This is a genomic window from Xanthomonas nasturtii (genome assembly GCF_023337365.3).
In the GTDB taxonomy this organism is placed as follows: Bacteria; Pseudomonadota; Gammaproteobacteria; order Xanthomonadales; family Xanthomonadaceae; genus Xanthomonas; species Xanthomonas nasturtii.
Genome location: NZ_CP142084.2, coordinates 208,199 through 220,889 on the forward strand (window position 1 = coordinate 208,199; position 12,691 = coordinate 220,889).

Here is a 12,691-nt window from a genome sequence, read left to right on the forward strand (position 1 = left end):
GCCGCATGTTCACTCTCGATCAGGTCAGCCGCCGCTACGGCCAGGCCATTGCGCTCGACGCGGTCTCGCTGGATTTCGCCGGCGGCATCACCACCGCGTTGATCGGCCCCAGCGGCGCCGGCAAATCCACGGTGCTGCGCATGCTGGTCGGGCTGGAGTGGCCCGACAGCGGCACGGTCGCCTTCGACGGTACGCCGTTGCGGCGCGCCACCCTGCAGGCGCAGCGCCAACGCATCGGCTACGTGATCCAGGAGGGCGGGTTGTTTCCGCATCTGGACGCACGCAGCAACGTGACCTTGCTGGCACAGACGGTGGGCTGGACGCGTGAGCGCATCGCCGCGCGTTTGGAGACGCTGTGCGCGTTGTGCCAATTGCCGGCCGACTTGCTGGCACGCTACCCGGCCGAACTCTCCGGTGGGCAACGTCAGCGCGTGGGGCTGATTCGCGCCTTGATGCTGGATCCACCGGCCCTGCTGCTGGACGAGCCACTGGGCGCGCTCGACCCGATCGTGCGTTACGACCTGCAGGCGCAGATGCGCGAACTGTTCACCCAGCTTGGCAAGACCGTGGTGCTGGTCACCCACGACGTTGCCGAAGCCGCGTATCTGGCAGACACCTTGGTGCTGATGCGCGCCGGCCGTGTTGTGCAGCAAGGCACTGCGCGCGACCTGCTGGAGCAGCCAGCCGACGCATTCGTCCAGCGCTTTCTCACCGCGCAGCGCAGCATCGGTGATGCCGCATGATGGCGCGTGCGCTGATCGCCGCAGTCTTGCTGATCTGCAGCCTTGGCGCGCACGCCGCGCACGCCGCGCAGGCCGCGCAGTTCACCATTGGCTCGAAGAACTTCACCGAAGCGGTGATCCTGGGCGAAATCGCCACCGCCGCCGGCAAGCGCGACGGTGTGGATGTGCAGCACCGCGCGCAACTGGGTGGCACGCGCATCGTGTGGCGCGCGCTGGAGACCGGGCAGATCGATGCGTATGCCGAATACACCGGCACGCTGGCGCAGGAACTGCTGCAACTGCCCACCGCCAGCCAGGCCGAACTGCGCGCGGCGCTGGACGCGCGCGGGCTGGCGATGACCGATTCGCTGGGCTTCCAGAACACCTATGCGTTCGGTATGCGGCGCGAACGCGCGCAGGCGCTGGGCATCGGCTCGTTATCGGATCTGGCACGGCATCCCACGCTCAAGATCGGTCTGAGCAACGAGTTCATGCAGCGTGCCGATGGCTGGCCGGGGGTGCGTGGCGCGTACGCATTGCCGCAAGCTGCGACCGGGCTGGATCACGACCTGGCCTACCGCGCCTTGCAGAGCGGCGCCATCGAGGTCACCGATCTGTACAGCACCGATGCGGAAATTCCGTATTACCAGCTGCAGGTGCTGCGCGACGACCGCCACTATTTCCCGGACTATCAGGCGATTTTTCTGTATCGCAAGGATCTGGCGCAGCGCTCTCCAGCGATGCTGCACACACTGCAGGGGCTGCAGGGACGCATCGACGAAGCGACCATGCAGCGGCTCAATGCGCAGGTGAAACTGGAGCGGCAATCCGAAGCGACGGTTGCCGCGCGCTGGTTGGGCGCCACTGCGGCATCGGAGGCGGACTCGCGGGTGACGCGTTTGCTGCGGCATACACGCGCGCATCTGGCGTTGGTCGGTATCTCGTTGGGTCTCGCGTTGCTGCTTGCGCTGCCGCTGGGCGTGCTGGCAGCGCGGCGTCCCCGTCTGGGGCAGGTGGTGTTGTCGTTGACGGGCGTGCTGCAGACGCTGCCGTCGCTGGCGGTCTTCGTGTTCATGATTCCGCTGTTCGGCATCGGCGCCAAGCCGGCAATTGCCGCGTTGTTTCTGTATAGCTTGCTGCCGATCGTGCGCAACACGCACGCCGGGCTGACCTCGATTCCGCGCGAGCTGCGCCAGACCGCGCACGCCATCGGATTACCGACGTGGACACGCCTGTGGCGTGTGGAACTGCCGTTGGCCCGCCGCACGATCGTGGCCGGCATCCAGACCGCTGCGGTGATCAACGTGGGCACCGCCACGCTGGGCGCGCTGATCGGCGCCGGCGGCTACGGCCAACCGATTCTCACCGGCATCCGCCTGGACGACATCGGCCTGATTCTGGAAGGCGCCATTCCCGCCGCCGTGCTGGCGCTGTTGGTGCAGGCCGTGTTCGAAGGACTGGAGCGCTGGGCAACGCCGCGTGGGTTACGGATCAGCCAGCGCGGTTGAGCGGCTGTGCACCCCTGTTTACGACTACATCAATGTGGCTCACGACCACATCGATACGTAAGGAGCGGACCTGGCCGCGATGAGGCATTCCCGATAGCGCCATGGCGCGGCCAGGTCTGCTCCTCCACGCACCTGCGTGCCGCTTCATGCGCCTGGCAGCGCCGCAATCACCCGTGACAGCGCGTCTTCGGTGACGCTTAGATGCGGCGCAATCCGCAGACGCCCGTGCCGCCGGGTACAGATCACACCGAGCGTGTTGAGGGTTGTCGCCACTGCGTCCAGCGTCTCTGCCGGTGGCTGCAGCGCGGTGAGATGCGGTGCGTGACCAGGCGTGCACCAGTTGCCCAGGCCGCGCGCCTGCAGGGCTGTGTCCCATTGCGTGGTCAACTCGCCCAACGCGGCCGCAATGCGCGCCGGCTGCCACGCATTGATCTGCTGCAATGCCACCGTGGCCATTGCGATCCGCGACGGATCGGTCACGCCGCCGGCATCGAAGCGGCGTGCACCGCTGCGATAGTGCGGCGCGGTGGCAATCGGAAATTCCCAGCTGCTGCCAGCATCGCGGCCGACCCAGTGTTCCTCGATCGGCACCCCGTGCGCACGCCACTGCGGTGCTGCCCACAGCCAGGCCAATCCCGTTGGCCCGAGCAACCATTTATGCCCCACGCTGACCACGAAATCCGGCTGCCAGCGCGGTAGATCGGGCGTCAACACGCCCAGGCTCTGGCTCAGATCCAGCACCAGCGCTGCCCCGCGCGCATGCACGGCGGCGCCGATGCGGTCCAGATCCAGCACCCGCCCGTCCAGCCAGTACGCCTGCGGCAGGCTCGCGATACGCAGCGCAGGCGTGTCGGCAATGGTCTGCAGCACCGCATCGGTCAAGCCGTTGCCGGCGCGTGTGGGTACCGCTAGCAGATGCGCACCCACCTGCGCGCAGCGCCGCTGCCAGATCAGCAGATTGGAGGGGAATTGCCCTTCCAGCACCAGCACCGCCTCGCCGCGTTGCAAGGGCACATTGCCTGCAGCCGTGGCCAGGCCATGCGCGGCCGATGGCACCATCGCCAGCGCATCGGCATCGCCATCGAACAACGCGGCGGCGAGCCCGCGCAACTGCTCGATCTGCTGCAACCAGGTATCGAATGGCAACCGCCACGGTGCGGCCATCGCATCGACCGCGTGATGCGCCACCGTCTGTACGGCGCGCAGCAACGGACCGCGCGAAGCCGCATCCAGATAGGTGACCCCGGCAGGCAGCGCAAATGCCTGATGGCGCTGGGCCCAATCGAGGGGCGCAGGAAGCGTGCTGGACAGAGAAGGCAATGACATGCAAACAGCTTACCGCTGGCTGCCACGCTGCCGACACGGCACGTTCACGGCCGCTGCCCAAGCATATGGCGATGTCTGCACTCTCCCCTCTGCTGGGCCACCACCAGCAACAGCAGTTGACGCTGCTGGAACGCTACGCGCAGACCCGCGCGCTGAGCGACCGTCTCGCCGCACCCCTGAGCGCCGAAGACGCGATGGTGCAGAGCATGCCCGATGCGAGCCCGAGCAAATGGCATCTGGCGCATACCACCTGGTTTTTCGAGCGCTTCGTGTTGCAGGCCGACCCGGCATACCGCGTGTTCGACCCGGCCTGGGATTTCCTGTTCAACAGCTACTACCAAAGCGTCGGCCCGATGCATGCGCGCGCGCGCCGTGGGGTGCTGTCGCGTCCCTCGTTGCAGCAGGTGCGCGATTACCGCGCCGCGGTGGATGCACACATGCAGCAGCGCCTGCGCGAGGGCCTGCTCGACGCGCAGGCCTGCACCATCGTGCAGCTGGGCATCCAGCACGAGCAGCAACATCAGGAGCTGCTGCTCACCGACATCAAGCACGCGCTGTGGAGCAATCCATTGCAGCCGGCCTACCGTGACGCAGCTGCGCCGCCCGCGGCGGTGGCCAGCACGCTGCGCTGGCATGCACGCGAAGAACAGATCGTCGAGATGGGTGCCGCGGCATGGCCACAGTCCGACACCTTTGCCTACGACAACGAGTCGCCGCGCCACCGTGTGCTGGTCGGCGCGCATGCGTTGGCACACCGCGTGGTGACCAACGCGGAGTTTCAGGAATTCATCGATGCCGGCGGTTACCGCAGCGCAGGTGCCTGGCTCAGCGATGGCTGGGCAATGGTGCAGGCGCAAGGCTGGCAACACCCCATGTATTGGGACGACACTGGCCGCGAATTCACGCTGGATGGCTGGCGCGTGCGCGATCCGCATGCACCGGTGTGCCATCTGAGCCTGTTCGAAGCCGATGCCTTCGCACGCTGGGCCGGCGCGCGCCTGCCCACCGAAGTCGAGTGGGAACAGGCCGCGACCGGCGTGCCGGTGCAGGGCAATTTCGTCGACGCCGATGCGCTGCATCCGCGTGGCGCTGAAGCAGTGGACACCGGCATCCAGCAGCTGTTCGGCGATGTCTGGGAATGGACCGGCAGCGCGTATCTGCCGTATCCCGGCTTTGCGCCGTGGCCCGGCTCGCTGGGCGAATACAACGGCAAATTCATGAATGCGCAATGGGTGCTGCGCGGCGGCAGTTGCGCCAGCCCCGCCAATCATCTGCGTGCCAGTTACCGCAACTTTTTCCCATCCGATGCGCGTTGGCAATTTGCCGGCGTGCGCCTTGCCAAGGATCTGCCTTGAACGCCGCCGCCCATGCCATGCAACGCGCGCACGCCGCACTGACCGACCTGCGCCCGCAGCCGGATGACATCACCGCCGATGCATTGGCGGGGTTGTCGCAAACGCCCAAGACGCTGCCGTCGAAATACTTCTACGACGCGCGTGGCTCGCAGCTGTTCGAAGCCATCACGCAGCAGCCGGAGTACTACCTCACCGGCACCGAACTGGGTCTGCTGGAAGCCAGCATGGCCTCTATCGCGCAGGCGATCGGCGCCGGCGTGCATGTGGTCGAATACGGCAGCGGCAGCGGACGTAAGACCGAGCTGCTGCTGCAGGGCCTGCGCGATGTGGTGGCCTATACGCCGCTGGAAATCTCGCGCACCGCACTGCTGGAAAGCACGGCGCGGCTGACCCAGCAATTCCCGCAGATCCAGATGCTGCCGGTCTGCACCGACTTCACCAAGCCGCTGCGTCTGCCTGACGCGCAACGCCCGGCGCGGCGCCACGTGGTGTTTTTCCCCGGCTCCACGCTGGGTAATTTCACCGACACCGCCGCCATCGAATTGCTGGATGCGATGCGCCAGACCATGGGCAGCGACGGCTGCGCCTTGATCGGTATCGATCTGGACAAGGACGCCGGGCTGATCGAAGCCGCCTACAACGATGCGGCCGGTGTCACTGCCGAGTTCACCTTAAACCTGCTGGCGCGGCTCAACCGCGAGATCGGCAGCGATTTCGATCTGGACGGCTTCCGTCACCATGCGGTTTACGCGCGCGAACGCGGCCGTATCGAAACCTTCCTGATCAGCCAGCGCGCGCAGCGCGTGCGGGTTGGCGGCAAGGATGTGGAATTTGCCGAAGGCGAAGCGATGCAGGTCGAATACAGCTACAAGTACACCGACGCACGCTTCGCCGAACTCGCGGCCGCTGCCGGGCTGAAAGTCACGCACGGTTGGAACGATGCGAAAGACTGGTTCGGTTTGCGGCTGCTGCGCCCCCTCTAAGCGCACTGGATTGCTGCCACGGCCGAGAGCGGCGTAGCGGTATGGTCCCAACTGCGGATCAGTGCGATTGCAACAGTGTGCGCATGCGTTGGCACGATGCGGCGATGGCATCCACCAGTGCATCCAGGACCGGATGCGCGACGCCTTCCTGTTGCAGGACGACGGCAAGGTCGCGCGCCCGATCCGGCAGATCGCTTGCGGCCACGGCCATCCATGCGAGGCAGGCAGCCGCGTCCAGACGCAGCGTTTCGGCCAGCTGCCGCCAGTCGCCTGGACGAATATCCCACCAGCGATAGTGGCTGCCAACCTTCATTGCCATCTTGATTTTGCGCTGTTGCAGTTGCGGATACGGCAGGGCGCTGGAGATGTCGTACAACGGTGCCAGCCGGACCTGCCGGTGTTGGCCGAGCAGCAGCGAATAGTTCTTAGCGTGCGCATCGGTACCGCCGATCAGGTGGTTGAAGACCAGCGCCTGGAACAGGGTTTCGACGTCCTGCCGTGCCTGTGAGGAGTGCGTCCACAGCAGCTGCGACAGCGCAGCCGGTCCCGGGCCGCCCTGGCTCTGGTACTTGAGCTGCGGCATCACGCCCAGCGCTTGGCAGATGTCTTCCTGATGGATGCGCAGCAGCCTGCCGTCGATGGCGATGCGGTCGTAGCGCTCGACGCAAATTGCAGTTTCATCGCCAACGCGCAGCGCCTGGGCGGTGGCTGTCGGCAGGCCGATGCTGTGCGCCAGGCGTAGGCAGAACAACTCGTTTTCGACGAACCCGTCGTATTCCTCGCTCGGTGGTTTGAGGATATGCGTGGTGGGGATGCGCCCGGCCGGGATGGCCCATTGCACGCCGTCGTGCAGCAATGCGATCTTGGCCTGCGCGCCGGCCAGGCTGAACTGTCCGACGTCATCGACCTGGCGCGCCGCACCGACATCCTGGCGCAGCCTGCGCAAGCGTGCCTCCAGTTCGCCATCGGTGAGTGGTTCAATGCCATCGCCAGCCCCGGACAGCACATCCTGGAGCCGGGCCTCGGTGACGAACTGCACCGCACCAGCGCAATCCTCGCCGACGTGCGACAACAGGGCGAGCGGATTGCGCGGCGAAACCTGGAACCTGGATGCCCAGCGTTGCAAGGTGGCTTCGTTGTCTGGCAGCAGGCCCCACAGCACTGCATTGACTGCCTCGGTCGGGTGATCTTCCTTGCTGAGGGGAAGGTTCAATGACAGCGGTATCGCACTTTTCGACTGCCGCCAGTCCGGCGTATAGGTGAAGCGTGGATGCCCATGCGGGTCGGACGCCAGATGCCCGATCACCTGGTTTTCAATCAGGGCGATCAGTCTCATCGATCGCGCTTCTTTTTAGGGGAGGCCGAAATGCTGTTGGATATTTTCGCTGCCTCGCCAATCTTCAGACTATCAAGTACTGATGACTGTTTCTGCACGAGTTCATTCGCTGATTTTTTTTTTACGATTGAATCGATAATCGATTTATGTCTATTCGAGCTTGCTAAGGCTGCTTGCACTGGAGAATGTATTGGAGCATCTAATGCTGCTTGCGCCGGAGACTGTTTTAGAGCATCCAATGTCGGGAATGGTCCGTGCACGCCAGTGTTTTGCAGCCTGTCGAACGGCGAGAATTGATTCTTGAGGACGTTGTTGTTCAACGCATTGAAAAAGGCTGTTCCCAATGATGGATTGGCCCGGTTATGTTCAATGATCGCGTCGAGATCAATCGGCGTTACGGTCTCGCGATCGGGCGTGCGCACCGCCGAAACCTGAGCGAGGTCTGGGCCCAACATCAACTCCAGCCCCAGTGCGTGCAGCGCTCGCAGGATCAATTGAAGCTCCGCGCGCGGCTTGCCTTTCTCGATATCGACGACCCATTGCCGGCTCACGCCGATTTCATTGGCTAGGCGAGCCTGATCCCAGCTCAGGTGCTTGCGTCTGGCGCGGATGATGTTGCCGATATCGGAAGGCGTGCGGACGGTATCCATGGATGCAATGTAAGCGATCGACGACATTGCCGCAATGTCGTCGATCGCTTACATCGACGTAACGGTTTCCCGCCGAAGCAGCCAGTCATCTCCAACGAAATGTCGCCGATCGACTACAACAGAAAAATGTCATCGTTCGCCGACATCAAGCCGCCTGCACCACATGCAGTGCCTTCGGATTCCGCCACTGCAGCAGCAGCGCGGCTTCGCGCGCCTTGGCTTCCTGCAGGTGCGCATGCTTGACGTGGCCATAGCCGCGAATGTGTTCCGGGATGCTGGCGATCTGCGCGGCCAGGCCGACGTTATCGGCATCCAGCCGCTCCAGAAGCGTTTCCATCGTTGCAACGTAATCGACGATCAGCTGACGCTCGCCACGCCGCTCGTCGCTATAGCCGAACACATCGAGCGTGCCGCCACGCAGGAATTTCAGCCGCGCAAGCAGCTTGAAGGCGGTGAACATCCACGGCCCGTATTCGCGCTTGATCAGATGGCCGTGCGCATCTTTTTTTGCCAGCAAGGGCGGCGCCAGGTGGAAGCGCAACGTGTAGTCGCCTTCGAACTGTTGCTGCAACCGGCGCTGAAAATCGCCACGCGTGTACAGCCGCGCCACTTCGTATTCGTCCTTGTAGGCCATCAGCTTGAAGGCGTAGCGCGCCACCGCTTCGGTGAGTGCACTGCTGCCGGGCACACGCTGCAGCTCGTGCGTGCGGACGCGCTCGACCAGGCTGCGGTAACGCTGCGCATAAGCGGCGTCCTGGTAGTCGGTGAGAAACGCCACGCGGCGCGCGATGGCCTCGTCCAGCGATTGCGCAAGCTGCTCATCGTCGAGTGGATGCGTCGGTGCGTCGACATCGCCGTGCAGCGTGCTGCCATCGGTTTGCGCCAACGCGCGCGGTGCGCTCTGGCCGCTCAGATCGTGATCTTCCCAGCTGCCCGGCCCCCGCGCCTGCGGTATGTTGCCGTGTGTCGCTGCAGGCGTGCCAACCTGCGCAAGACCGGCAGCGCGCTGCACCGCCGGCAGATCGATCGCGGCCAGCCGGCCCCACGCAAAGGCCTGCTGATTCATCGCCACGGCCGCGCCATTGAGTTCGATCGCGCGCATCAGCGCCGCATGCGACAACGGCACCAGCCCGTGCTGCCAGGCATAGCCCAGCACGAACAGATTGCTGGCGATGGCATTGCCCAGCAGCGCAGTGGCCAGTTGCGTGGCATCCAGCAACAACGGCTCCTGCCCACCAAGCGCAGTGCGCACGCCAGCGATGATCTCGGCTGCCGGAAATTGCAGGTCCGGCTGGGTGGTGAAGCTGCCCGGCATCGCTTCGTAGGTGTTGAGCACCACCTGGGTGCGGCCATCGCGCACCTTGGATAGCGCCCAATAATCGTTGACCACCACCATGTCGCAGCCCAGCACCAGGTCGGCTTCGCCCGCAGCGATACGCACTGCATGGATGTCGTCGGGGGTGCGTGCAATGCGGATATGCGTGGTGACCGCGCCGCCCTTTTGCGCCAGGCCGGTCTGGTCCAGCACGGTGGCGCCCTTGCCTTCCAGATGCCCGGCCATGCCCAGCAGTGCGCCGATGGTGACCACCCCGGTGCCACCGACGCCGGTGATCAGGATGTTCCAGGGCTGCTGCAGCAAGGTGCGTTGCGGCGGTGCGGGCAAGTTGTCCAGCAGCGCGCTGGCGTCGCGTTTTTTGCCCTTGCGCGGCGCACCGCCATGCACGGTGACAAAGCTCGGGCAAAAGCCCGACACGCAGGAATAATCCTTGTTGCAGTTGGACTGATCGATCTGCCGCTTGCGCCCGAACTCGGTCTCCTTCGGCAGCACCGACACGCAGAAACTCTTTTCGCCGCAATCGCCGCAGCCTTCGCACACCAGCGAATTGATCATGACGCGCTTGGGCGGGTCGATCAGCTTGCCGCGCTTGCGGCGGCGGCGTTTTTCGGTGGCGCAGGTCTGGTCGAAGATCAGGATCGACACGCCCTTGACGGTGCGCAGATGCTGCTGCACCGCATCCAGCTCGCCACGATCATGAAACGCGACGTCGGCAGGAAACAGGTCGCGTCGGCGTGTCCACTTGCCGATGTCGTCGCTGACGATGGCGATCTCGTGGATGCCTTCGGCGCGCAGCTGATGCGCGATGTCGGGCACGGTGAGCGTGCCGTCCACCGGCTGGCCGCCGGTCATCGCCACCGCATCGTTGTAGAGAATCTTGTAGGTGATGTTGACGCCGGTGGCCACCGACTGCCGGATCGCCAGCGAGCCGCTGTGGAAATACGTACCATCGCCCAGGTTCTGGAACACGTGCGGCGTCTCGGTGAACGGCGCTTGGCCCGACCAGGTCACGCCTTCGCCGCCCATGTGGGTGAAGGTGTCGGTGGAGCGGTTCATCCAGGTCACCATGTAATGGCAGCCGATGCCGCCCAGCGCGCGCGAGCCTTCCGGCACCACCGTGGAGGTGTTGTGCGGGCAACCGGAGCAGTAATGCGGCACGCGCGGGAACTGCGCGCGCGGCAAGGCCATCTCCGCTTCCTTGCTCTCCATCCAGCGCAGCCGCTGCTCGATCGAATCGGCAGTGATCGCGCTCGACTGCAGCAAGTGCTGGATGCGCTTGCCGATCACCGCCGCGATCGTGGCCGGGGTCAGCTCGCCGGTGGAGGGCAGAATCCATTGCCCCTGTTCGTCGTACTTGCCGACGATGCTCGGCCGCGCACCCGCACTGGCCGGCCAGTTGTAGAACAGCTCCTTCATCTGGCGCTCGATGAAGGCCTTCTTCTCTTCCACCACCACGATGTCTTCGAGCCCGCGCGCAAACGCGCTGATGCCTACCGGCTCCAGCGGCCAGGTCATGCCGACCTTGTACACGCGGATGCCGATCTGCGCGCAGGCCTGCGCATCCAGGCCCAGGTATTCCAGCGCCTGCAACACATCGAGATAGCTCTTGCCGGTGGTCACGATGCCCAGCCGCGCGTGCGGCGAATCCAGCACCACCTTGTCGATGCGGTTTGCCCGTGCGAAGGCCTGCGCCGCGGCGATCGCATAGCGGTGCAGACGCATTTCCTGATCCACCGGCGGGTCTGGCCAGCGGATGCTCAACCCGCCCGGCGGCAGCGCGAAATCCTCCGGCAGCACGATCGTGCGTGCGAATGGATCCACCTGCACCGACGCGGACGATTCCACCGTTTCGGCAATTGTCTTGAAGCCGATCCAGCGCCCGGTGTAGCGGCTCATCGCCCAACCGAGCAGACCCATGTCCAGGATGTCCTGCACCCCGGCCGGGTTGAGGATCGGCATCATCGCGCTGACGAACTCGTCTTCCGAGCCGTGCGGCAGGGTCGAACTGCGGCAGGCATGGTCGTCGGCGGCCAGCGCCAGCACGCCGCCGAAGGGCGAGGTGCCGGCGGCATTGCCGTGCTTGAACACGTCGCCGCTGCGATCCACGCCCGGGCCCTTGCCGTACCACATGCCGTACACGCCCTGCACCTTGGCGCCGGGGAACAGGTTGGTCTGCTGGGTGCCCCACACCATGGTGGCGGCCAGGTCCTCGTTGAGGCCGGGGGTGAAGGTCACCCGGGCTGCGTCCAGATGCTTGCGTGCGCGCCACAGTTCCAGGTCCAGCCCGCCCAGGGGGCTGCCGCGGTAGCCGCTGATGAAGCCGGCGGTGTCCAGCCCGGCAGCGTCGTCGCGCAGGCGTTGCAGCAACGGCAGCCGCACCAGGGCCTGCACGCCGGACAGATAGATGCGCCCATCGGTGCGCGTGTATTTGTGGTCCAGGGTGTAGTCCGCATCCACCCGGCCGAGCTCCGGCGTGTTGGCAGCGTCGGGAGAAGAGAGTGCAGCGGTACTGGTCATGGCGTGCCCGGAAAGGGTGGCTGGGACCCGGTGCGTGTCATCTGGAACCAGATGATCCGCCCGACGGATTCCAAAACGGCGGCGCAAAGTGTAACAGTCAGCTTTCACGCGCCCGTCCGCATGCGGATGCGCAGCCGTCGCGCTGCGGTTAGGATGGGGGCGGGAAGGGGCCGTTTGCTGTCAGGGGAAAACACAGTGAAAAGGAAATACGCATGGGCCGCCTTGGCCCTGCTCGGAGGCGTGTGGTCGTTGGCGCAGGCGCAGAGCCTGCCCAAGCCCAAGGAGTTCTATTTCGACGAAGACCGCAGCACCACCAAAGCCGTGGTCGCGGTGCAGGGGCAGGGCGATGCCGTGGTCGACCGTCTCGCGGCGATGGTGCAGCGCGATGCTCGCGCGGCCGATCCGCGCGCGCAGCTGGCATCGCTGGCCTATGCCGGTGGACGCACCCAGTTGGGCGATGAGCTCTATCAGGGCGCGTTGGCACTGGTGCCCAACGGCAGCCAGCAGTACCGGGCCATCACCTGGAACTACGGCTGGGACCTGCTGCGCGCCGACAAGCCGGACAAGGCACTGCAGCAGTGGGCCGCCCTGGCCAATGGCCGCCCGGCCACGCCGGCATGGCTGCCGACCACGGCCGCACTGGCGCTGTGGCGCGCCGGGCGCAAGCAGGAGGCGGTCGAGTGGTATGCGGCAGCCGTGCGCACCTGGCCGGATCGTTGGAGCAGCTCTGCCAACTACGCCAGCCTGTTGCCGGACTGGCGCGAGCCAGAGCGCGCCACCCTGGCCGAGGTCTTCGCTGCCTGGCAGGCCAACCCGCCCGCGTTTCCGTAAGCGCATCGCCGTGCTGCGGGGAGCTCCCGCAGCACGGGCCGTGCACTGGGTCGATGCTGCGTCAGGCACCTTCACCTGAGCGCTCACGATTGATCGGGCGGGCCTGCCGCTTTCCGAAATTAAGGAC

9 protein-coding genes are annotated in these 12,691 nt (G+C 65.3%); 5 read left to right on the forward strand and 4 right to left on the reverse strand.

The annotated features are described in order from the left end of the window. Positions 1–5 precede the first annotated feature (5 nt). Together M3O59_RS00865 and M3O59_RS00870 are read left to right on the forward strand one after the other, a co-directional pair. Entirely contained in the window at positions 6–743 is a 738-nt protein-coding gene (locus M3O59_RS00865; RefSeq protein WP_116906694.1) for an ATP-binding cassette domain-containing protein, read from the forward strand. Further along, positions 740–2,230, forward strand: coding sequence for an ABC transporter permease/substrate-binding protein (locus M3O59_RS00870; RefSeq protein WP_116906695.1), 1,491 nt, complete (start codon positions 740–742; stop codon positions 2,228–2,230). Before M3O59_RS00865 ends, M3O59_RS00870 begins: the two co-directional genes overlap by 4 nt. Positions 2,231–2,374: 144 nt before the next feature. Here M3O59_RS00870 and M3O59_RS00875 read toward each other — a convergent pair whose 3' ends face one another. Next, positions 2,375–3,556, reverse strand: coding sequence for an aminotransferase class V-fold PLP-dependent enzyme (locus M3O59_RS00875; RefSeq protein ID WP_064630515.1), 1,182 nt, complete (start codon positions 3,554–3,556; stop codon positions 2,375–2,377). Positions 3,557–3,621: 65 nt separating this feature from the next. Between M3O59_RS00875 and egtB the strand changes: the two genes are divergently transcribed. Next, positions 3,622–4,911: an ergothioneine biosynthesis protein EgtB gene (gene egtB, locus M3O59_RS00880; RefSeq protein ID WP_147308567.1), complete on the forward strand. Its 1,290-nt coding sequence runs from the start codon at positions 3,622–3,624 to the stop codon at positions 4,909–4,911. Then, a complete protein-coding gene (egtD, locus tag M3O59_RS00885) occupies positions 4,908–5,894 on the forward strand; it encodes an L-histidine N(alpha)-methyltransferase (RefSeq protein ID WP_064630510.1) in 987 nt (328 codons plus the stop codon). The genes egtB and egtD overlap by 4 nt, the downstream gene beginning before the upstream one ends. A 58-nt stretch (positions 5,895–5,952) precedes the next feature. Here the strand turns inward: egtD and M3O59_RS00890 are convergent, their stop codons facing one another. The 3 genes from M3O59_RS00890 to M3O59_RS00900 all read right to left on the reverse strand — a co-directional run bounded on the left by M3O59_RS00890 (position 5,953) and on the right by M3O59_RS00900 (position 11,733). Next, complete coding sequence (locus M3O59_RS00890; protein WP_116906696.1) at positions 5,953–7,230, reverse strand: type II toxin-antitoxin system HipA family toxin; 1,278 nt, start codon at positions 7,228–7,230, stop codon at positions 5,953–5,955. Beyond that, positions 7,227–7,880 (reverse strand): helix-turn-helix transcriptional regulator, encoded by a 654-nt coding sequence (locus M3O59_RS00895; protein WP_116906701.1) that lies wholly within the window; start codon positions 7,878–7,880, stop codon positions 7,227–7,229. Before M3O59_RS00895 ends, M3O59_RS00890 begins: the two co-directional genes overlap by 4 nt. Before the next feature lie 145 nt (positions 7,881–8,025). Then, complete coding sequence (locus tag M3O59_RS00900; protein WP_116906697.1) at positions 8,026–11,733, reverse strand: indolepyruvate ferredoxin oxidoreductase family protein; 3,708 nt, start codon at positions 11,731–11,733, stop codon at positions 8,026–8,028. A gap of 195 nt (positions 11,734–11,928) precedes the next feature. Here M3O59_RS00900 and M3O59_RS00905 point away from each other — a divergent pair, with 195 nt between their 5' ends. Continuing rightward, positions 11,929–12,564, forward strand: coding sequence for a tetratricopeptide repeat protein (locus tag M3O59_RS00905; protein WP_116906698.1), 636 nt, complete (start codon positions 11,929–11,931; stop codon positions 12,562–12,564). Positions 12,565–12,691 lie beyond the last annotated feature (127 nt).